This is a genomic window from Amorphoplanes friuliensis DSM 7358, assembly GCF_000494755.1.
In the GTDB taxonomy this organism is placed as follows: domain Bacteria; phylum Actinomycetota; class Actinomycetes; order Mycobacteriales; family Micromonosporaceae; genus Actinoplanes; species Actinoplanes friuliensis.
The window spans coordinates 5069069-5087396 of the sequence record NC_022657.1 but is presented as its reverse complement, the minus strand read 5'-3'; the positions used below and the strand labels follow the sequence as shown (position 1 = coordinate 5087396).

21 protein-coding genes are annotated in these 18328 nt (G+C 71.7%); 12 read left to right on the top strand and 9 right to left on the bottom strand.

Features of this window, described 5'->3' with window-relative positions; genetic code table 11:
• Nucleotides 1–10 precede the first annotated feature (10 nt).
• Nucleotides 11–1123 (bottom strand): FAD-dependent oxidoreductase, encoded by a 1113-nt coding sequence (locus AFR_RS23705; RefSeq protein ID WP_023363571.1) that lies wholly within the window; start codon nucleotides 1121–1123, stop codon nucleotides 11–13.
• Nucleotides 1124–1225: 102 nt separating this feature from the next.
• On the opposite strand from AFR_RS23705, the gene AFR_RS23700 reads away from it, so the two are divergent.
• Entirely contained in the window at nucleotides 1226–1825 is a 600-nt protein-coding gene (locus tag AFR_RS23700; RefSeq protein WP_023363570.1) for a TetR/AcrR family transcriptional regulator, read from the top strand.
• Nucleotides 1822–3012 (top strand): epoxide hydrolase family protein, encoded by a 1191-nt coding sequence (locus tag AFR_RS23695; protein WP_023363569.1) that lies wholly within the window; start codon nucleotides 1822–1824, stop codon nucleotides 3010–3012. Before AFR_RS23700 ends, AFR_RS23695 begins: the two co-directional genes overlap by 4 nt.
• Here AFR_RS23695 and AFR_RS23690 read toward each other — a convergent pair.
• On the bottom strand, nucleotides 2961–3800 hold the full coding sequence (locus AFR_RS23690) for an SDR family oxidoreductase (RefSeq protein ID WP_023363568.1): 840 nt from the start codon (nucleotides 3798–3800) through the stop codon (nucleotides 2961–2963). The genes AFR_RS23695 and AFR_RS23690 overlap by 52 nt on opposite strands.
• A 132-nt stretch (nucleotides 3801–3932) precedes the next feature.
• Here AFR_RS23690 and AFR_RS23685 point away from each other — a divergent pair, with 132 nt between their 5' ends.
• The 4 genes from AFR_RS23685 to AFR_RS23670 all read left to right on the top strand — a co-directional run bounded on the left by AFR_RS23685 (nucleotide 3933) and on the right by AFR_RS23670 (nucleotide 5722).
• Entirely contained in the window at nucleotides 3933–4349 is a 417-nt protein-coding gene (locus tag AFR_RS23685; RefSeq protein ID WP_023363567.1) for a CBS domain-containing protein, read from the top strand.
• A gap of 114 nt (nucleotides 4350–4463) precedes the next feature.
• Nucleotides 4464–4925, top strand: a complete 462-nt coding sequence (locus tag AFR_RS23680; RefSeq protein ID WP_023363566.1) for an SRPBCC family protein — start codon at nucleotides 4464–4466, stop codon at nucleotides 4923–4925.
• Nucleotides 4922–5263, top strand: a complete 342-nt coding sequence (locus tag AFR_RS23675; RefSeq protein ID WP_023363565.1) for an ArsR/SmtB family transcription factor — start codon at nucleotides 4922–4924, stop codon at nucleotides 5261–5263. Before AFR_RS23680 ends, AFR_RS23675 begins: the two co-directional genes overlap by 4 nt.
• A gap of 15 nt (nucleotides 5264–5278) precedes the next feature.
• The gene (locus AFR_RS23670; protein WP_023363564.1) at nucleotides 5279–5722 is read left to right on the top strand and encodes an SRPBCC family protein; all 444 of its coding nucleotides are present in this window, start codon (nucleotides 5279–5281) and stop codon (nucleotides 5720–5722) included.
• Here the strand turns inward: AFR_RS23670 and AFR_RS23665 are convergent.
• The 3 genes from AFR_RS23665 to AFR_RS23655 form a co-directional block, all read right to left on the bottom strand.
• Nucleotides 5706–7310, bottom strand: coding sequence for a DUF1996 domain-containing protein (locus tag AFR_RS23665; protein ID WP_023363563.1), 1605 nt, complete (start codon nucleotides 7308–7310; stop codon nucleotides 5706–5708). The two genes, AFR_RS23670 and AFR_RS23665, sit on opposite strands and share 17 nt — an antisense overlap.
• Nucleotides 7311–7418: 108 nt before the next feature.
• The gene (locus tag AFR_RS23660; RefSeq protein ID WP_023363562.1) at nucleotides 7419–8720 is read right to left on the bottom strand and encodes a hypothetical protein; all 1302 of its coding nucleotides are present in this window, start codon (nucleotides 8718–8720) and stop codon (nucleotides 7419–7421) included.
• A complete protein-coding gene (locus AFR_RS23655; protein ID WP_041841076.1) occupies nucleotides 8717–9760 on the bottom strand; it encodes an NAD-dependent epimerase/dehydratase family protein in 1044 nt (347 codons plus the stop codon). The genes AFR_RS23660 and AFR_RS23655 overlap by 4 nt, the downstream gene beginning before the upstream one ends.
• 142 nt (nucleotides 9761–9902) lie before the next feature.
• Between AFR_RS23655 and AFR_RS23650 the strand changes: the two genes are divergently transcribed.
• The 5 genes from AFR_RS23650 to AFR_RS23630 are packed head-to-tail and all read left to right on the top strand — an operon-like array spanning nucleotide 9903 to nucleotide 13405.
• Nucleotides 9903–10562: a glycosyltransferase family 2 protein gene (locus AFR_RS23650; protein WP_041841075.1), complete on the top strand. Its 660-nt coding sequence runs from the start codon at nucleotides 9903–9905 to the stop codon at nucleotides 10560–10562.
• A complete protein-coding gene (locus AFR_RS23645; protein ID WP_023363559.1) occupies nucleotides 10559–11164 on the top strand; it encodes a TIGR04282 family arsenosugar biosynthesis glycosyltransferase in 606 nt (201 codons plus the stop codon). The genes AFR_RS23650 and AFR_RS23645 overlap by 4 nt, the downstream gene beginning before the upstream one ends.
• On the top strand, nucleotides 11161–11796 hold the full coding sequence (locus AFR_RS23640) for a class I SAM-dependent methyltransferase (RefSeq protein ID WP_023363558.1): 636 nt from the start codon (nucleotides 11161–11163) through the stop codon (nucleotides 11794–11796). The genes AFR_RS23645 and AFR_RS23640 overlap by 4 nt, the downstream gene beginning before the upstream one ends.
• Nucleotides 11769–13004, top strand: coding sequence for a molybdopterin-dependent oxidoreductase (locus AFR_RS23635; protein WP_023363557.1), 1236 nt, complete (start codon nucleotides 11769–11771; stop codon nucleotides 13002–13004). The genes AFR_RS23640 and AFR_RS23635 overlap by 28 nt, the downstream gene beginning before the upstream one ends.
• The gene (locus AFR_RS23630) at nucleotides 13001–13405 is read left to right on the top strand and encodes a hypothetical protein (protein ID WP_023363556.1); all 405 of its coding nucleotides are present in this window, start codon (nucleotides 13001–13003) and stop codon (nucleotides 13403–13405) included. Before AFR_RS23635 ends, AFR_RS23630 begins: the two co-directional genes overlap by 4 nt.
• On the opposite strand, the gene AFR_RS23625 is transcribed toward AFR_RS23630, so the two are convergent.
• Together AFR_RS23625 and AFR_RS23620 are read right to left on the bottom strand one after the other, a co-directional pair.
• Nucleotides 13395–14426: a sensor histidine kinase gene (locus AFR_RS23625; RefSeq protein WP_023363554.1), complete on the bottom strand. Its 1032-nt coding sequence runs from the start codon at nucleotides 14424–14426 to the stop codon at nucleotides 13395–13397. The two genes, AFR_RS23630 and AFR_RS23625, sit on opposite strands and share 11 nt — an antisense overlap.
• Entirely contained in the window at nucleotides 14423–15121 is a 699-nt protein-coding gene (locus AFR_RS23620) for a response regulator transcription factor (protein WP_023363552.1), read from the bottom strand. The genes AFR_RS23625 and AFR_RS23620 overlap by 4 nt, the downstream gene beginning before the upstream one ends.
• 131 nt (nucleotides 15122–15252) lie before the next feature.
• On the opposite strand from AFR_RS23620, the gene AFR_RS23615 reads away from it, so the two are divergent.
• Nucleotides 15253–15987, top strand: coding sequence for an SDR family oxidoreductase (locus AFR_RS23615; RefSeq protein WP_023363550.1), 735 nt, complete (start codon nucleotides 15253–15255; stop codon nucleotides 15985–15987).
• Here AFR_RS23615 and AFR_RS23610 read toward each other — a convergent pair.
• Nucleotides 15950–17311 (bottom strand): NAD(P)/FAD-dependent oxidoreductase, encoded by a 1362-nt coding sequence (locus tag AFR_RS23610; RefSeq protein WP_023363546.1) that lies wholly within the window; start codon nucleotides 17309–17311, stop codon nucleotides 15950–15952. The genes AFR_RS23615 and AFR_RS23610 overlap by 38 nt on opposite strands.
• A 65-nt stretch (nucleotides 17312–17376) precedes the next feature.
• On the bottom strand, nucleotides 17377–18261 hold the full coding sequence (locus tag AFR_RS23605) for a sigma-70 family RNA polymerase sigma factor (RefSeq protein ID WP_041842609.1): 885 nt from the start codon (nucleotides 18259–18261) through the stop codon (nucleotides 17377–17379).
• Nucleotides 18262–18328: the final 67 nt, after the last annotated feature.

Genomic DNA, 18328 nt, shown 5'->3' with positions numbered 1-18328 from the left:
GTAGGACCGGTCAGCCGGTGACGTCCGGCTTCTGAGGCAGGCCGAGCATCGCGTAGGGGGCGCCTGCACCGAAGAGCAGCTCGTGGCCCGCATCGCCCTCGACGGCGGCCGCGGCGCTGCGGGGAAACAGATCCCTCTCGTACGCCGTGAGTGCCGCCTCGGTGTCGCCGGAATGGGCCACCAGGGCCTTGGCCAGCTCGGCGCCGTCGAGCATGGCCAGGTTGGCGCCCTCGCCGTTCGGGGCCGTGAGGTGGGCAGCGTCGCCTAGCAGCGTGACCCCGGGCACCCGCTCCCACCGGTGGTCGGACGGCAGGGTGTGGAGCGGGCGCACCACCGGCGGGGTGTCGCTGCCGGTGAGCAGGGCGGTCAGCTCGGGCGCCCAGCCGGCGAACTTCTCCGCGATCCGTGTGGTGTCCGCGGCGGCGAACCAGGACTGGGGCTCGGTGACGAACACGTAGTTGTGCAGGGTGCCGCCCCGCTCGCGGTGCGCCAGGAGGCCCTGGCCCGGTGCGAGGGCGTACATCGCGCCCGGGCCGACGGCTTTCGCGGTGGCCGGGTGGCGCGTCTCGCTGTCGAACAGCTGGGTCTCGACGGCTGACATGCCGGTGTATTCGGGGGTGGCATCGGACAGCAGCGGCCGGACCCGGGACCAGGCGCCGTCCGCACCGACCAGCAGGCTCGTGACAACCGTGGTGCCGTTGCCGAAGGTCACCTCGTGGCGGCCCGAGCCGAGCGCCGCCACGCCGGTGACCCGGTGTCCCCACCTGACGGTGGTGGGCGGCAGGGATTCGAGCAGGATCCGGCGCAGGTCGCCGCGGAGGACCTCGGGCCGTCCACCCGTGCCGTCGTCGGGCAGGTCGGCCAGGACGGTGCCGTCCCGGTCGAGGAACCGGCTCGCCTGACGCCCGGGAAGGACCAGGCTCCGGAACTCCTCGAGCAGGCCGGCGTCCCGCAGGGCCGGCTGACCGTTGTAGTCGTGGATGTCGAGCAGACCACCCTGGGCGCGGACGGCGGGGGAGGCCTCGCCCTCGTAGACCGTCGCCGGGATGCCGTGGAGGTGCAGGACGCGGGCCAGCACGAGGCCGCCCAGGCCGGCGCCGATGATCGTGACGGGAGTGGACACGGTGCTCCTTCGAGCCTCTAGGCTCTGGATCAGGACCTGACCAGGTCTGTTTACCGGGTATGCTTACCGAGTAAAGCTAACACGGCGAGGGAGCAGCTGTACATGCCCAACCGAGGAGACCGTGGGGGCTCGAAGACCCGCGCGCACATCGCCGACGTCGCAACCGGGTTGTTTCTGGACCGGGGCTTCGACAACGTCACGGTCGTCGAGGTCGCCGCCGCGGCGGGCGTGTCGAAGGTGACGGTGTTCTCGCACTTCGACCGCAAGGAAGACCTCCTGCTCGACCGCCTCCCCGACGTGGTCGAGATCGTCCGCACCGCTGTCCGCGACCGGGCGGACAACATCGGCGCCGTCGAGGCGATCCGCCGGACCCTGCTCGCTCTCGGCGAGGAACGGCACGGGCTCTCGGCCCTGGACGAGGGGATCGAGCCCTTCCTGCGACTGGTCGCGGAGTCCCCGGCGCTGATCGCACGTCTCCGGGTGTTCGAGCACGAGATCGAGGCGGCGCTGGCCGCGGAACTCGAGTCCGACAAGCGCTTCAGCGGGGACAGCGCTCTGCTCGCGGCTCTGGTGGTCGCGGCGTACCGCGTGGTTGCCGTCGCGACTGTCCGGCGCCGGCTGGCCGGAGACGACCTCGCAATGCTGGCCACCGACCACCAGCAGCGCGTGAATCAGGCGTTCGAGGGCATAGCCCTGGTATGAGCGCAGCACACATCGAGCCGTTCCGGGTACGGGCCGGCGTCGGCGAGATCGAGGATCTGCGAGCCAGATTGCGGGCGACGCGCTGGCCGGACGCGCCGGAGGACGCGGGGTGGTCGCTGGGCGTGGACCTCGGCTACCTGCGGGAGCTCGTCACCTACTGGGCCGAGGAGTTCGACTGGCCGGCGCAGGAGGCGGCACTCGCGCGTCTGCCGCGTTTCCGGTCGCGCGGTCTGGCTTTCCTGCACCAGCGGGCGGCCGGGCCGGTGCTGCCGCTGGTCCTCTGCCACGGCTGGCCGGACTCGTCGTGGCGGTACGAGAAGGTGCTGCCGCTGCTCACCGATCCCGGGGCGCACGGCGCGGATCCGGCTGACGTGTTCGACGTGGTCGTACCGGACATGCCGGGGTTCGGTCACTCGGACCGTCCGCGGGGAGCGCCGCTCGACTCCATCGCGGTCGCCGGGCTGTTCGCCGAGCTCATGACCGTGCTCGGCTACGACCGGTTCGGCGTGGCCGGAGGTGACATCGGGAGCTCGGTGAGCCGATTCCTGGCCCTGGACCATCCGGACCGGGTGGTGGCCGTGCATCGGATGGAGGCGAGCATGCCGGTCGACCTCGGTGCCGCCGACCTCACCGCGGAGGAGCGGGCCTGGCTCGACACGGCGGCCGCCTGGAAGTCCGGCGAGGGCGCCTACGCCGACCTGCACCGCACCAAGCCGCAGACCGCCGCCGTCGGTCTGACCGACTCGCCGGCCGGGCTGGCCGCCTGGGTCGTCGAGAAGCTGAGGTCGTGGAGCGACTGCGACGGTGACGTCGAGAAGAGCTTCACGCGGGACGAGATCCTCACCCTGCTCACGCGGTACTGGCTGACCGGCACGATCGGCTCGTCGATGCGCATGTACGCCGCCAACGCCGCGATCCCGGCCGACCAGCACGCGCGGAAGGTGGAGGTGCCGTCCGGGTTCGCGCGCTTCCCCGGCGACACCCTCCACCCGCCGCGCGCCTGGCTCGAACGCACGGCGAACGTCGTCCGGCTCACCGACCTCGAGCGGGGCGGGCACTTCGCACCCTACGAGGAGCCCGAGCTGTACGCGCGAGAGCTCCGCGAGTTCTTCCGCCCCTACCGCGGCACCGGCGATCAGAGGATCGGCTTGCCACCGGTCACCGGGACGACGGCGCCCGAGATGTAGCTCGCCTCGTCGGAGGCCAGCAGCACGTACACCGGGGCGACCTCCTTCGGTTCGCCGGGACGGCCGAGCGGGGTGTTCTTGCCGAACTCCGACACCTGCTCGGGCGGCATGGTCGACGGGATCAGCGGTGTCCAGATCGGACCCGGGGCGACCGCGTTGACCCGGATGCCCTGACCGCCCAGCATCTGCGCCAGCCCCGCGGTGAAGTTGGCGATCGCGCCCTTCGTCGTCGCGTACGGGAGGAGGGTGGGTTTGGGCTGGTCGTAGTTGACCGAGCTGGTGTTGATGATCGAAGCGCCGTCGCCCAGGTGCGGGAGGGCGGCTTTGACCAGCCGGAACATCGCCGTGATGTTGGTGTCGAAGGTGTGCTGCCACTCCTCGTCGGTGATCTCCTCGACGGTCTCGTGGGTCATCTGGTAGGCCGCGTTGTTGACCAGCACGTCGAGGCCGCCGAACTCGCGGACGGTCTGGTCGACGACGGCCCGGCAGTGCTCCGCACCGGTGAGGTCGCCGGGGATGAGCACGGCACGCCGGCCGGCCTTCTCGACGAGCGCGGCGGTCTCGCGGGCGTCCTCGTCCTCGCTGAGATAGGAGATCGCGACGTCGGCGCCTTCGCGGGCGAACGCCAGGGCGACGGCCCGGCCGATGCCGCTGTCGCCGCCGGTGATCAGCGCGCGTTTGCCGGTGAGGCGTCCGGACCCGCGGTAACTGTCCTCGCCGTGGTCCGGTTGCCGGCTCATCTGCGTGGTGCTGCCGGGCGGCTGCTGCTGGGGTTCCTTGTCGGTCATCACGATCCTCGTCGTCGGTGCGGTCGGTGTCTGCTCGCCGCCTTCCCTGCCGCTCCCCGGTGAAACGTGGGCGGAATATCGACCTTCGCTGTGGGTATCCGGCCGGGTACACCGAGAGAAAGGATCGACGCGATGACGACCGCCCGCGACATCATGACCCCCGACGTGACGTGTGTCGGCGAGAAGGAGACGCTGTCCGCCGCCGCGCACAGGATGGCCGACCTCGGCGTCGGCTCGTTGCCGATCTGCGGCGACGACGACCGGCTCAAGGGGATGATCACCGACCGCGACATCGTGGTGAAGGCGCTGGCCCAGGACCGCGATCCCGGTCAGATCACCGCCGGTGAGCTCGGTCAGGGCAAGCCCGTCACGATCGGCGCCGACGACGACGTGGCCGAGATCCTCCGCACCATGTCCGACCACAAGGTCCGCCGGCTCCCGGTCATCGACGGGCACCGCCTCGTCGGCATCGTCGCAGTCGCCGACGTGGCCCGCGCTCTGCCGGACCGCCCGGTCGGTGACCTGATCGACGCCATTTCCGAGGCCTAGACCCGGCGCAGGCACACCTCACAGCCGCCTTCCGGTCCGACGCGCAACCAATGGTTGCACATGGGCCGGAGGGCGGCTATGTTCATGTGCAACCAAAGGTTGCAGGAGGATGTCATGGAGTTCGGGACCATCGAACGCGAGATCTACGTCGAGGCGTCACCCGAGGTCGTCTTCGAGGTGGTGAGCAGCCCGGAGCACCTGAAGATGTGGTGGCCGGACGACGCGCACTACGACACGACGCCCGGGGCCACGGGGGAGATCGTCTTCGGGGAGCGGGACGCCGGCGGGACGGTGGTGTCCTTCACCGTCATCGACGCGCAACCGCCGCGGATGTTCTCGTTCCGGTGGACGCACCCGACGGGTGAGCAGCCGGCCGAGGGCAACTCGCTCCTGGTCACGTTCGATCTGGCCCCGTCGGGCGGCGGGACCCTGCTCAAGATGACCGAGACGGGTTTCCGGGAGATGGGCTGGGAGGCCGCGCTCCTGGAGCAGCAGTACAACGAGCACGTCACCGGCTGGGAGTTCTACCTGCCGCGGCTGCTCCCGTACGCCGCGAAGCTGACCGAGCGGTCATGAGCACCGCTCTGGTCGACGACGAGCTCTGGTCGGCCATCGGTGACCCGACACGGCGCCGGATGCTCGACCTGCTGCTCAGTGACGGCGGCGGCACCGCGACCACGCTCAGTCAGCAGGTCTCGGTGACCCGGCAGGCCGTGGCCAAGCACCTGGTGGTCCTCGATCGGGCCGGCCTGGTCCGGGCCACCCCCGCGGGCCGGGAGAAGCGGTACCACGTGGACGACGCCCAGCTCGCCCGGGCGGTGGCCCAGCTGGCCGCCGTCGGGCAGGCGTGGGACGCCCGCCTGCAGCGGATCAAGAAGATCGCCGAGGCGATCCAGCGGGATCGACAGGACTGAACGAAGGAGATCGAGATGGCGGACATTCTGCACCGGGTCGGGGTCAGGACGACGAGCCCGGAGAAGGTGTACGAAGCACTGACAACTGTCGACGGCCTGGCCGGCTGGTGGACCGACGACACGAAGGGCAGCGGCGAGGTCGGGGGAGTCCTCGAGTTCCGCTTCCCGCCCGGCGGCTTCGACATGGAGGTCGTGGAGCTGAAGCCGGCCGAGCGGGTCGTCTGGAAGGTCGTCGAGGGCCCCGAGGAGTGGATCGGCACCACGATCGACTGGAAGCTGCGTCAGGACGGCGACTACACGATCGTGCTGTTCGAGCACCAGGGCTGGAAGGAGCCCGTGGAGTTCATGAACCACTGCAGCACGAAGTGGGGCAGCTACCTGATGAGCATGAAGTCCCTCGTGGAGACCGGTGAGGGCGCACCCTCACCCCGCGACGTCCAGATCAGCGACTGGCACTGAGCCGGCACTGCCGGCCGGTGTTGAGGCAGGTCGTGATCTTCTTCATCTGCCGGTCGGAGTTGACGTTGATGAAGTCGTCGTGGTCGGAGAACGGGTTGTGGTTCTCCTCCGGGAACGAGTCGAGCGCGTACTGACCCTTCTCCTGGACACCACGGGGGATGTCGTAGGAGATGCTGATCCGCAGCTGCGGGATGGCCTTGAAACCGGCGGGGCAGGTGTCCCGGGCGTCGGCGAAGGCCAGGTGCGCACGGTGGTTGGCGCTGTCGATGTCCTTGCCGTTCCAGCAGCCGGGGAAGTCGTGGACGCGCATGACCTGGCTACCGGCGGGGCAGATCGGGTACTTGTCGGTGAGCCGGTCGGTGACGCCCGAGCAGGTCCAGGAGGCTCGGGCGTTCGCCGGGCCCCGGCTGGTCGGCTTGGCGTCACCGGTCAGCGCGCGCAGGAAACGCGGCATCGCGGTGACCTGCCCGGCAGGGTTGCCGCGGTACTCGATCAGGACGGACTTCGGGCGGACGATCGCGCCGGTGTTGCCGGGCAGTTCGAGCCGGGGGCCGCTGGGGTCCGGCAACGCCTTGGTGCAGGCGGCCAGGGCGTCCAGACCGGCCGGCCGCGGGGTGATGGCGTCGGCCAGCCGTTGCAGGGTGGCGGCCCGTTCGGTCTGCAGGGTGCTGAGGACCGTGGTGTCGCTGGGCGCCTGGACCAGCCGCTCGTTCGCCTTGGCGATCTGCTTGTCGAGGGCGGCGAGTTCGCGGTTCACGCGGCCGACCGTGCGGTCGTCCACGGCCGGGAGCTTGTCGCGCACGGAAGGACAGCTCACGGTCTGGTTGGCAACACTGCGCGTCGCCCCGTGCCCGGCGTGCATGCCGTCGTAGCTGACCTCGCAGTCGACGAGCGACACCAGGCCACGCCGGCCCAGCATCCCGCTGATCTTCCGGATGGCGTCGGCCCGCTGCGCCCGCAGCGACCCGATCACGGCCTTGTTGAGGCGCACGTCGATCCGTCCGCGACTCGCGGCGATCCGCTGGTTGGCGGCGGCCAGCGAACGGTCCAGCACGGCGAGCTGACGGTTGACGCCGGCGCGCAGCCGGGCCGGCACCGCGGGAAGCCTGTCCCGCACACTCGGGCAGGAGATGGTCGGTACGGTCGCACCGAGGTCGCCGGTGGACCGTACGCCCTTGTCGATCCGCACGACGGGCCAGAAGTACGAGGACCGGTCACCGTTGCGGCACGTAGTCCCGGAGGCGGCGAGGGCCTCGTCCGAGGTGTCAGCGGTGATCGCCTGGTTGCCGACGAAGTCGTGCACGTGCTCGGCGCCGTTCTTGATGCCGGGCTGGGCGACGGGGTTGTCGGGGCTGAACTTCCCGTTGCCGTTGGTGCCACAGTCCACCGTGAACGTCCGGCGGGGCTTGGGCGGTGCGACGTTCGGGGCGACCGAGGCGATCGGCACGTAGCCGGTGAGGCTGGTCTGGGCCGAGGCCGTCACGTTGCCGCCGCCGGAGACAAAATAGACGGTTGCCGCACCGGTTGCGGCCAGGGTCACCGCCACCGCGATCATCCTTGCCGCACCGGGTCGTCTGCTGACCTTCATCGGGGTTCTCCTTCTGCGGGGGTCCGGGCTTGCAGTCCGCAGTACGCGGGCCCCACCCCGCCCCGATCACCTTCCGGGCCTCCCGTAACACCTCGGTAAGAAGTCCCGTCACCAGGTGGTGCGCAGCAAATGGTTGATCAGCAGGGCGATGACCGCCTGCGTGATGAGCCAGCCGCGCCGGCTCGCGGGCGGGAGGAGCCCGGCGCCCGCCATCAGCCAGACGGCGAACGGCAGCCAGATGCGTTCCACCTCGGCCTTGCTGAGCCCCGACAGGTCGGCGCCGAGGATCGCGACCAGCCCGGCGGCCGGCAGCAGCACGACCGGTGCGAGCCGTGGCCGCACGCGGCGCACGATGGGAGCCGCCGCCGGGCCCGCGCAGGCCACGACCAGCGCGAGGTTCGCCCAGACCCAGTACCCGTACGGGCGGTCGGTCGCGATGCCTTGGTAGTAGCGCTCGACCACGAGGTGGTAACCGTCCAGCCACCAGAAGCCGGACACGGTGAACGCCGCCACGACCGCTACGCCGCCTGCCACCGTGAGCCCGAGTGTCAGCCACGGCAGCGGCCGGATCCGGCGGGCGAGCAGCACCACGGCCAGGGCGGGCACCACGATCAGTGTGAGGCCGTAGGAGAGGTAGAGGCCCGACACCAGGAGCACACCCGCCGCGACACCGGCCCAGATCCGATTGCGCGTCAGGGCGATCGCCAGCAGGGCCAGCGCGGTCGTGGTGACGCCCGCGAACAGTCCGTCGGCCGAGACACCGATCCAGACCGCGCCGGGGAACAGCACCAGGAACGGTACGGCCGCACGGGCCGCGTCCTCGTCGCCGAGCGTACGGATCGTCACCGGCACCGCGACCGCGATCAGCGCGCCGACAACAATGCAGAGGATCGCCGCCCACGCGCCACCACCGAGGCCGATCCGGTCGAGGCCCACAAAAACGAGGACGGCGCCGGGCGGGTGACCGGCGACGTGCGTCGTCCACGAGTCCGGCTGGAAGTCGAGGATCCGCCCGGCAAACCCGCGCAGCATCGCCGGCACGTCGGTGATCCCGCCGACCTCACTGAGGTACTCGTGGTCGGTGGTCAGCCGCGTGGTGATGCCGCGGTGCCACCCGTCGACCAGTGCGAGGGAGAAGATCCAGGCCACCGCACCGCCGTACGCGGCCAGCAGCAGCCGTCGCCAGCTCAGGGTCGCGGCGAGGCGGAAACCCTGCCACACCACCAATCCCGCGACCGCGAGGGCCATCGGCGTACCGATGCCGAAGTGGGGTCTCCAGACGCCCGTGAACGGCGCGGAGGTGGCGTGCACCGGCCGCCCGGCGAGGTACAGCAGCGCGCCGGCGACCATCGCCAGCGCGAGAAGGCCGAGTGCACAACCGGCCGCGACGAGGTCGGCGCGACGCCTCATCCGCGCAGCGCGGCGTGGGCGAACTCCGTGACCCCGGTGAGCAGGTCCACCTGGGCGCGGAAACCGAGCTCGGCCTCGGCACGCGCGGGGGAGGCGACCACGTGCCGCACGTCGCCGAGCCGGAACTCGCCGGTCACCTCGGGCTCCGGGCCGCCGACCACACCGGCCAGGGCGCGGGCCATCTCGCCGACGGTCGCGGGCCGGCCGGAGGCGACGTTGTAGGCGCGCAGGCCGGGCTCGCCGGACGCCAGCGCGGCGACGTTCGCGCGGGCGACGTCACCGACGTGGACGAAGTCGCGCCGCTGGGCACCGTCCTCGAACACCCGCGGTGCGCGGCCGGCCTCCAGCGCCGACCGGAAGATGGCGGCCACCCCGCTGTACGGCGTGTCGCGCGGCATGCCCGGTCCGTAGACGTTGTGGTAGCGCAGGGCCACGACCGAACCACCGGACTGCCGGGCCCAGGCCGCGCTGAGGTGCTCCTGGGCGAGTTTGGTGGCCGCGTACACGCTGCGCGGGTCGAGCGGGGCGTCCTCGTCGACGAGCTCGCTGGTCAGCGGCAGCCCGCAGGACGGGCAGCGGGGCTCGAACCGGCCCGCGACCAGATCCGCCACCGAGCGCGGGGCCGGACGGACCGGCCCGTCGGCGGGGCAGGAGTAGGCGCCCTCGCCGTAGACGACCATCGAGCTGGCCAGCACCAGGCGGCCGATGCCCGCACGGGCCATCTCGGCGAGCAGCACGGCGGTGCCGAGGTCGTTGCACCCGACGTACTCGGGGAGGTCGTCAAGATCGACGCCCATGCCCACCATTGCACCCTGGTGCACCACGGCGTCGACACCGCGCAGCGCCGTCGCGACCGCCTCGCGGTCACGCAGATCCGCCTGGGTCACGGGTGCACCGTGGACAGTGCTGGGCAGCGGCTCGCGGTGGGCGGCCGGGTGGCCGACGTCGAGAACGCTCACCTCATGTCCGGCGTCGAGCAGGGCGGAGGTCACATGGGAGCCGATGAAGCCGGCGCCGCCGGTCACGAGTACATGGGTCACCCGGCGACCCTAGGCACGTTCACGACCGTCCGGAGTCAAAAGGCCCGGGACGTCAGCACTCCGTAAGAACTCTGCCTGCCGTAAGGACTACGTAAGCAGCAGAACGGCTTTGCGGCCGCCGAAGGCGGTTACGTTCCCGGTCATGACCGATGTCGTCCTTCCCTGCCTCAACGAGGCTCCCGCGCTGGCCCGGCTGCTGCCGCGGATGCCCGCCGGATATCGGCCGATCGTCGCCGACAACGGCTCCACCGACGGCTCGGCCGAGGTTGCCCGGCGCCTCGGCGTCCAGGTCGTGACCGTCCCGGAGCCCGGTTACGGCGCGGCCGTGCACGCGGGGATCCTGGCGAGCGACCCGGACGACGGTGTCGTGTGCGTCATGGACGCCGACGGATCCTTCGACCCCGGCGAGCTGCCGCTGGTCGCCGATCCCGTCCGCACCGGCTCGGCCCGGCTCGTGGTCGGCCGGCGCCGGCCGTCCGGTCGTGGTGTGTGGCCGCCGCACGCCCGCCTCGGCAACGCCGTGCTGGCCCGGCGCCTGCGCCGCACGACGGGCCTGCGGGTCCACGACATCGGTCCGATGCGCGCCGCCCGCAAGGACGACCTGCTCGCCCTCGAACTCCGCGACCGCCGTTTCGGCTACCCCCTGGAGCTGCTGATCGCCGCGGCCCGCGCAGGCTGGGAGGTCACCGAGGTCGACGTGACCTACGGCCCGCGCACCGCCGGCACGAAGTCCAAGGTCACCGGCACGGTCCGGGGGACCGCCCGGGCGATCCGGGACATGAGCGTGGTGCTCGCCCGATGACCGTCCAGGTGCTCGTGATGGCCAAGACCCCCGTGCCCGGCAAGGTCAAGACCAGACTCTGCCCCCCGTGTACGCCCGAACAGGCCGCCCAGGTGGCCGCCGCCGCCCTCGAGGACACGATGAACGCCGTGGACGCCGCGTACCGGTGTCTGGTCGTGGAGGGTGACCACCCGACACCCGCCGGCTGGAACCGCATGCCGCAGCGGGGTGGGACGCTCGGTGAGCGTCTCGCCCACGCCTATGCCGACACCCGGATCGACGGGATGGCGAGCCTGCTGATCGGCATGGACACGCCCCAGGTCACCGCCGGGCTGCTCGATGCCGCCGCCGACGAACTCGGCCGGGCCGACGCCGTGCTGGGCCTCGCCGAGGACGGTGGCTGGTGGGCGCTGGGTCTGCGCGACCCGTCCCACGGGGAGGTGCTCCGCGACGTCCCGATGTCCACTCCCGACACCGGGCGGCTGACCCTGAAAGCGTTGCAGGGCCGGGGACTGCGGGTGTCGTCGCTGCCCGTGCTGCGTGACGTGGACACCTACGCCGACGCCCTCGAGGTGGCGGCGCTCTGCCCGGCCGGCAGCCGTTTTGTGGCCGTGATGGCATGACCGTCATCACGACCGCACCGGTCTTCGACTCCGCACTGCGCGACGCCGGTGCGGGGCAGTCCGCGATCGTCACCCTGCTGGACGATCGTGGTGTCGCCCACCGGATCGACGCCGCGGCCTGGTGCCGCAACCACCTTCCCGGCGACCGCGGCCTGCTCGCCCGCTGTGCGGGGCCGACCCTGGACGTCGGCTGCGGCCCCGGCCGGCTGACCTCGGCCCTGAACCGCCTCGGGCATCCCGCTCTCGGCATCGACGTGAGCCCGGCGGCCGTACGCCTGGCCCGCGCCCGGGGCGCCACCGTCCTGCTCCGCGACGTCTTCGGACCGTTGCCCGGGCACGGCCGCTGGCGTCACGTGCTCCTGGCCGACGGCAACATCGGCATCGGTGGTGACCCCGGGGCACTGCTGAGCCGCTGCCGCGACCTGCTCGCCGCCGACGGCCGGGTGCACGTCGAGTTGTCCCCACCCGGCACCCGCAGCTGGTCCGGCGAGGCGCGGATCGCCGGTGAGCCGTTCCGGTGGGCGCAACTGGCCGCCGGTGACCTGGCCGGGCCGGCCGCTGCGAGCGCCCTGCACATCGCGGCCACATGGACGGAGGCGAACCGATGGTTCGCAACACTGACCCGGGCCTGAAACGGTCGATCGTGGCCCGGGTGGTCGACTGGGTCGAGGCGCCTTTGCCGCAGCCGCCCGCGGCCCTGCGGCGGGGGCCTCTCCAGGACGGCGCCTTCGACTCGAAGCTGCGGTCACCCCGCCTGACCAGCATCCTGGGTATCGCGCTGGCCGTGGCGTTCTCGATCTGCCTGGTCACCGGGTTGATCAGTCACTTCATCCAGCACCCGCCCGCCTGGTTCTGGTGGCCGTCCCGGCCGGCCGGGCTCTACCGCGTCACCCAGGGGCTGCACGTCGCGACCGGGCTGGCGTCGGTGCCGCTGCTCGGCGCGAAGCTCTGGTCGGTCTACCCGCGGCTGTTCGGGTGGCCGCCCGCGCGCAACCTGGCCCACGCGGCCGAACGCGCGAGCATCGCCGTGCTGGTCGCCGCCTCCCTGTTCCAGGTGCTCAGCGGCATCCTCAACATCTCCCGCTGGTACGCCCCCATGCCGTTCTTCTTCACCGCGGGCCACTACTGGGCGGCGTGGCTGGCCACGGGTGCCCTGGTCACGCACATCGGCGTGAAACTTCCGATCATCAGGCAGGCGCTCGTCCGGGCCACCCCCGACCGGACCGCCCCGGGCGCACTCAGCCGTCGTGGCCTGCTCGGCACCGTCGGGGCGGCCGCCGGGGTCATCACCCTGGCCACCGTGGGGCAGACCGTCGCCCCGCTCGCCCCGGTCTCCGTCCTGGCGCCGCGCCGGCCGCGGACCGGGCCGCAGCACCTGCCGGTGAACAAGACCGCCGCCGGTGCCGGTGTCCGCGACGCCGCCTTCGACCCGGCGTACCGCCTGACGATCGCCGGACCGGGGAAACAGGTCAGCCTGAGCCTGGCCGAGCTGGGAGCTCTGCCGCAGCACACGGTGATCCTGCCGATCAGCTGCGTCGAGGGGTGGAGCTCCACTGCCACCTGGACCGGCGTGCGGCTGCGCGACCTGGTGGTGCTCGTCGGTGGCGACCCGCAGGACGCCGAGGCCTACGTCGAGTCCCTCGAGGCTCGCGGACGCTACCGCGCGGCCACGGTGCCACCGACCCACACGCGGGACCCGTTCACGCTGATCGCCCTGCGGCTCGGTGGTGAGGCGCTGCATCCCGACCACGGTTACCCGGCCCGGCTCATCGCCCCCAACCGTCCCGGCGTCCTGCAGACCAAGTGGGTCACCCGGATCACCGTCAGGAGCACGTCGTGAAAACCGCGCGGATCACCCTGATCGCCTCCGGCACCCTGGTCATGGCGTACGCCGTGAGCGGCGCCCTCACCGACAAGGACGTCAAGTTCGGTGCCCTGCTCTTCCTCGTCGGCGTGCTGGTGTTCCACGACGCGCTGTTCCTGCCGCTGACGATCGGCGCGGGTGAGCTGCTCGGTCTGCTCGTCCCGGCCGGCCTCCGCACGCCCGTCCGCGTGGCCGGCGTGATCAGTCTCGCGCTGACGGTGGTGGCGCTGCCGCTGGTCCTGGGCCGCGGCCGGGTCGCCGACAACCCGTCGATCCTGCCGCTGAACTACGGCCGCGGCCTGCTGGTGATCTTCGCGGTCATCTGGGTGGCGGCCGCCGTGGCCGTCGTGGTGCGGCGCCGCCGCGTCAGGCCGTGACCGCCGGGATGCGCATGATGAAACGGCAGCCGCGGTCGATGTTGTGCGCCTCCACCCGTCCGCCGTGCGCCTCGACCAGCCCGCGGACGATGGCCAGGCCGAGTCCGCCGCCGGCCGCCGACGACAGGTCGGTGCCGTGGGCGGGGGTCCGCGCCCGTTCGCCGCGGAACGCCACGTCGAACAGGCGCGGCAGGTCCGCCTCGGGGATGCCGCCGCAGGTGTCGGAGACCGAGAGCCACACGTCCTGGTGGTCGTGCCCGGCCGCGACGTGCACGGTGCCGTCCGGCGGTGTGTAGCGCACGGAGTTCACGAGCAGGTTGGTCACCGCCCGGGCCAGCTCGGGTTCGCTGGCCGTGACGACGGGCCAGCCGGTGCCGGCGGCGACCAGCCGGATGCGGCGGCTCGCCGCCAGCGGTGCGACGGTGGTGAGCGCGTCGGACACCAGGTCGGCGAGCGGGACCATCGTGGGCACCAGCCGCAGCGCCCCGGCGTTGATCCGCGAAAGCTCGAAGAGGTCGTCGACCAGCCGCGTCATGCGGTCGGTCTCCACGCGGATCCGCCGGTGGTACTCCGCCACGGACTCCCGGTCGTGCACCACGCCGTCCTCGAGGGCCTCGGCCATGGCGCGCAGCCCGGCGAGCGGCGTCCGGAGGTCGTGCGAGACCCACGCGACGAGTTCGCGGCGACCGGCCTCGGCCTTGCGCTCCTGCGCCTCGGCCTGCGCCGCCCACACCGCCGAGGTCGCCAGGCGACGCCCGAAGACGAGTCCCACGGCCAGGCTGACCACGGCCGAGGCGGCCACGGTGATCAGGACGACCTGCAGGTCGTGGGCCGACAGGAACATCGCCTGCGCGACCGTGACGACACCCGAGACGACCGCGATCACGGTGGCGGCGAGCAGCACCCCGATGTGCACGAGGATCGACCGGCCCCGCAGCAGGCGCAGGGCGATCGCGCCGCCGGTGGCGATGACGGCACCGGACACCAGCGCGTAGAGGCCGATCAGCAGCATGTCCTTCACGCCGGCACCCCGGCGGGCTCGTAGCTGTAGCCGACGCCCCAGACGGTGAGGATGCGCCGTGGTGCGGCGGGGTCCTGCTCGATCTTCTCGCGGAGCCGGCGCACGTGCACGGTCACGGTCGACTGGTCGCCGAACTGCCATCCCCACACCTTCTCGAGCAGCTCGGCCCGGGACCACGCCCGCGCCGGGTGCTGCAGCAGGAACGCGAGCAGATCGAACTCCCGGACGGTCAGCGCGAGCTGGTTGCCGTGCAGATGGGCGATCCGGCGCCGGACGTCCGCGCTGAGCCCGGCGTCGTGCAGCACCGCCGGGCCCGCGTCCGCCGTGGCCGGGGCGGTGCGGCGCAGCACCGAGCGGATCCGCAGCACGAGCTCCCGCGGCGAGAACGGCTTGGTGACGTAGTCGTCGGCCCCGACCTCCAGGCCCAGCACCCGGTCGGCCTCCTCACCCAGCGCGGTGAGCATCACCACGGGCAGGTGCGGCCACCGGGTGCGCAGTCGCCGGCACACCTCGATGCCGTCGATGCCGGGCATCATCAGGTCGAGGACGGCCAGGTCGGGCGGGTAGGCGGCCGCCGCGGCGAGGGCTTCGGCACCGTCGGCGGCGAGGCGTACCGAATGACCGTCCTGTTCCAGGTAGCGGCGGACGACATCGCTGACGGTCGGGTCGTCGTCGACGACCAGCAGGTATGACACAGACCGACGCTACCCACCCGGTACGAACCGGTCGCGGACCCGGGCCCTTTCGATTTTCTTACGGCTGTCACAGACCGCGGGGCTGTCCGGTCTGACTGGTGACAGAACCCGACGAAGAAAGGCCGGAAACAATGAAGATCGCGGTTATGGGCGGGACCGGGCTCATCGGCTCCCAGGTCGTGAAGATCCTGAACGCGGACGGGCACGAGGCGGTGCCGCACTCACCGTCCTCCGGCGTCGACCTGATCAGCGGCGCGGGACTCCCCGAGGCGCTGAAGGGTGCCGACGTGGTCGTCAACCTGACGAACTCGCCGACCTTCGACGACGCCTCGCCGGTGTTCTTCCGGGAAAGCATGGAGAACCTCCTGGGGGCGGCCGCGGACGCGGGTGTCGGCCACGCGGTCGTCCTGTCGATCGTGGGCGTCGACGAGGTCCCCGACCTGGTCTACTACCGCGCCAAGGTGCTGCAGGAGGAACTGCTCGCGGCCGGTCCGGTGCCGTACTCGATCGTCCGGGTGACGCAGTTCTTCGAGTTCATGAAGTCCGTGCTGACCTGGACCGCGGACGAGAAAACGGTGCGGCTGCCGGCCACGAGGGTCCAGCCGATGGCCTCCGCCGAGGTGGCGGAGGCGGTGGCCGAGGTGAGCACGGGCAGCCCGCTGCAGGGCATCCGCAGCTACGCCGGACCCGAGGTCTTCACCCTGGACGAACTGGGCAAACTTGCCCTGGCGGCGCAGGGCGACACCCGCACGGTCGTGACCGACAACACCGCCGGCATGTTCGCCGCCGCCCGGGGTGACGCCCTGATCGCCAAGGCGGACACGATCATCACCAAGCTGACGTACCGGGAGTGGCTGGCGCGCTGAGCTTCTCCGGTGCCGGGTCCCCGCCGGTGACGAACGCACGGCGGGGATCCTGCACCGAGGCGAGCGAGACGATGTCGCGCCCGGACACCGCGGCGACCAGCCAGACCGCCAGCACCCGCAGCTTCCGCTCCCAGGTCGGCACGGCCAGCACGTGGTAGCCGCGGTGCATCAGCCAGGCCGGCAGCCCCTTGATGACCACACGGCGCCACTGGAAGATGCCCCGCCCCAGGCCCAGCGTGGCGACCGTGCCCAGGCTGTGGTGCACGTATGGCTTCGTCTCGCCGCCGCGCAGGGTGGCCACGATGTTGCGGGCCAGCAGTTTGCCCTGGCGGACGGCGTGCTGGGCGTTCGGCACCGTCGCGCTGCCGGGCCGGTCCGCCGCCAGGTCCGGGACCGCCGCGTCGTCACCCGCACCCCAGGCGTCCCGTACGGGCTCGTCGTCCGTGCCGACGCGCAGGTCGGCCCGCACGACCAGCATCCCGCGGGCGTCGACCGGCAGATCGGTGTGGCTGCGCACCATCGGGTTGGCGCCGTTGCCGACGGTCCACACGATCAGCTCGGAGTCGAACTCCGCCCCGGTCGACAGGACCACGTGACCGTCACTCGCGGACAGCAGTTGCGCGTTGAGATGCACGCGCGCCCCGCGCTTCTCCAGCGTCCGCACCACCCACCGGCCGGGCCCGTCCGAGACCTCCGGCAGGATCCGGTCCCTGGCCTCCACCAGGTGGAACTCCAGCTCCTCAGGACCGATCTCCGGGTACGCCCGCAGCAGCGCGGTCGCCAGCGACAGCAGCTCACCGAAGCCCTCGACCCCGGAGAATCCACCGCCCACGAACGTCACGGTGAGCAGCCGCCGCCGCTGCGGGCCGGGCCCGAGTGTCGACGCCCGGTCGAACGCGGTCAGCAACCGGTCCCGGATCGCCACCGCCTCCTCGACGTGTTTGAGGCCGATGGCCTGCTCGGCAACACCGGGAACGGCCAGTTTGCGGGTGACCGCACCCGCCGTCACCACGATGATGTCGTAGGCGAGCGGATACTCCGGGCCCTCGACCGGCTGGACGCGTACCGTGCGGTGGGTGTGGTCGACCTCGACCACCGACCCGGCTATCAGCGTGGTCCGGTGCAGGTGGCGGCGCAGCGACACCGCGGCGTGCCGCGCCTCGACCGAGCCGGCCAGCACCTCCGGCAGGAACGGCTGATAGGTCATGTACGGCCGCGGATCGATAACCACGACCCTCGCCTCGCCCCGGCGAAGTCGTTTCTCCAGCTTCCACGCCGTGTAGAAACCGGCATAACCGCCGCCCACCACCAGAATCGTCCGCACCGGGGTCCCCTGTTCTCTCGTTGTCACAGAGAGGACCGGACAGCCCGCCGGTTTGTGACAGCGGGTCAGGTGGCGGCCACCACCGCGGCGATCTTCTCCGGGTTGACCATCCAGAGGACCTGGTCGATGCCGTCGGCCGAGGCGCTCACCGTGAGCACGCCGTAGACGGAGCCGTCGCGGCGCAGAACGGCGGAGGTCCCCCCGTTGGTGGACACCCAGGTGATCTCGAGGCCCGACCAGAAGTGACCGGAGATCGCGTGGAGGAACGCCGCCACCCGCGACGGGCCCACCACGATCTTCCGGGCGACCTGCCGGGCGCCGTTGCCGTCGGACAGGTTCTGCACCGTCGGCGTGAAGAGACGCTCCAGCTCGGCCAGGTTGCCGGACCGTGCGGCCTCGATGAACGTGACCAGCAGTTCCTTCTGCTCCGCCGCGGTCACCGGCGTGCGCCGCCCGTCCGCCATGTGCTTGCGGGCGCGGCTCACCAGCTGGCGTGCGGCCGGCTCGGTCGAGGACAGGATGTCGGCGATCTGGGCGTACGGGTAGTCGAAGGCCTCGCGGAGCACATAGGCCGCGCGTTCGCCGGGGGTGAGCTTCTCCATGAGCAGCAGCGCCGCGAACTCGAGCGCCTCACCACGCTCCGCCCCGAGGTAGGGATCCGCGCTCGTGTCGACCGGCTCGGGCAGCCACGGCCCGATGTACGTCTCGCGCCGCACCCGCGCGGACTGCAACGCGTTGATCGCCAGCCGGGTCGTGGTCGTCGCGAGGAACGCACCCGGGTTGACCACCGTGCTGCGGTCGTAGGTCTGCCACCGCAGCCAGACGTCCTGCACCAGGTCCTCGGCCTCGCTCGCGCTGCTCAGCATGCGGTAGGCGATGCCGAACAGCCGCGGTCGCAGGCTCGTGAAGACGGCCGCGGCCTCCTCGAGATCAACCCCGGATCCCGTCATCATTCGCCCCCTACCGGCCCTGGTGTGGCTTTCCCGTGCCCATCGTGGTCCGGATCCGCCTCCGAAG

Bases quoted from the DNA above. Each gene is read 5' to 3' on its own strand.
- AFR_RS23680 (WP_023363566.1), top strand. From the start codon at position 4,464: ATGGAGTTCGGGACCATCGAACGCGAGATCTACGTCGAGGCGTCACCC.
- AFR_RS23660 (WP_023363562.1), bottom strand. From the start codon at position 8,720: ATGAGGCGTCGCGCCGACCTCGTCGCGGCCGGTTGTGCACTCGGCCTT.
- AFR_RS23685 (WP_023363567.1), top strand. From the start codon at position 3,933: ATGACGACCGCCCGCGACATCATGACCCCCGACGTGACGTGTGTCGGC.
- AFR_RS23670 (WP_023363564.1), top strand. From the start codon at position 5,279: ATGGCGGACATTCTGCACCGGGTCGGGGTCAGGACGACGAGCCCGGAG.
- AFR_RS23645 (WP_023363559.1), top strand. From the start codon at position 10,559: ATGACCGTCCAGGTGCTCGTGATGGCCAAGACCCCCGTGCCCGGCAAG.
- AFR_RS23690 (WP_023363568.1), bottom strand. From the start codon at position 3,800: ATGACCGACAAGGAACCCCAGCAGCAGCCGCCCGGCAGCACCACGCAG.
- AFR_RS23650 (WP_041841075.1), top strand. From the start codon at position 9,903: ATGACCGATGTCGTCCTTCCCTGCCTCAACGAGGCTCCCGCGCTGGCC.
- AFR_RS23605 (WP_041842609.1), bottom strand. From the start codon at position 18,261: ATGACGGGATCCGGGGTTGATCTCGAGGAGGCCGCGGCCGTCTTCACG.
- AFR_RS23665 (WP_023363563.1), bottom strand. From the start codon at position 7,310: ATGAAGGTCAGCAGACGACCCGGTGCGGCAAGGATGATCGCGGTGGCG.
- AFR_RS23695 (WP_023363569.1), top strand. From the start codon at position 1,822: ATGAGCGCAGCACACATCGAGCCGTTCCGGGTACGGGCCGGCGTCGGC.
- AFR_RS23675 (WP_023363565.1), top strand. From the start codon at position 4,922: ATGAGCACCGCTCTGGTCGACGACGAGCTCTGGTCGGCCATCGGTGAC.
- AFR_RS23700 (WP_023363570.1), top strand. From the start codon at position 1,226: ATGCCCAACCGAGGAGACCGTGGGGGCTCGAAGACCCGCGCGCACATC.
- AFR_RS23635 (WP_023363557.1), top strand. From the start codon at position 11,769: ATGGTTCGCAACACTGACCCGGGCCTGAAACGGTCGATCGTGGCCCGG.
- AFR_RS23640 (WP_023363558.1), top strand. From the start codon at position 11,161: ATGACCGTCATCACGACCGCACCGGTCTTCGACTCCGCACTGCGCGAC.
- AFR_RS23615 (WP_023363550.1), top strand. From the start codon at position 15,253: ATGAAGATCGCGGTTATGGGCGGGACCGGGCTCATCGGCTCCCAGGTC.